General features: G+C 35.0%; 1 protein-coding gene. It reads right to left on the reverse strand.

The features are described 5' to 3' along the window. Positions 1–158: 158 nt before the first annotated feature. Positions 159–320, reverse strand: coding sequence for a rubredoxin (gene rd, locus E5331_RS20110; protein WP_123484852.1), 162 nt, complete (start codon positions 318–320; stop codon positions 159–161). Between the last annotated feature and the right edge of the window lie 312 nt (positions 321–632).

The raw sequence follows: 632 nt of genomic DNA on the forward strand, positions 1-632 counted from the left end.
GCATCAACTTTACTATGAGAGCTTGATATGTTCATTTATTTTTCTGAAGTACTTATAGAATAACTGAAGTTGCCTATACTTCATTTTATAAAACATAAAAAGGAGGAAATATCAGCTAATTGACATATCCTCCTTTTAAATATTGAGTTACATATTAATTATGACTCTTCAACGAATTCATCTTTCCCTACGCCGCAAAGAGGACAAACCCAATCATCGGGTATATCTTCAAATGCAGTTCCTGGAGCAACTCCATTCTCGGGATCACCAACTTCTGGATCATAGATCCAATCGCAAACTTCACATCTATATTTCTTCATGTCTTTAACATTTAAGTTATACATTTTTCATCTATACAACAAAAATATAGATAAGAATGTTTTGACTATCCCAACTTTTACCTCTCCTTAGAATTACATTCATCTGGGACACAACACCTTGAATACGCCAAAAAGAGAATATTATTTAATCCATACGTGACTTATAGTCCTCATACGAAAATTCCCTGAGACAAACCGGTTCTCCTGAAATAGGTTGGAGCCATATTGATGGATGCTGTATACCATTAAACATATTTCCTGACTTCGTCATTGCGTCACCCTAAACGCCTAAATAGTCCAACAGCGGTTGTA

The sequence above is a fragment of the Lepagella muris genome (genome assembly GCF_004793975.1).
In the GTDB taxonomy this organism is placed as follows: Bacteria; Bacteroidota; Bacteroidia; order Bacteroidales; family Muribaculaceae; genus Lepagella; species Lepagella muris.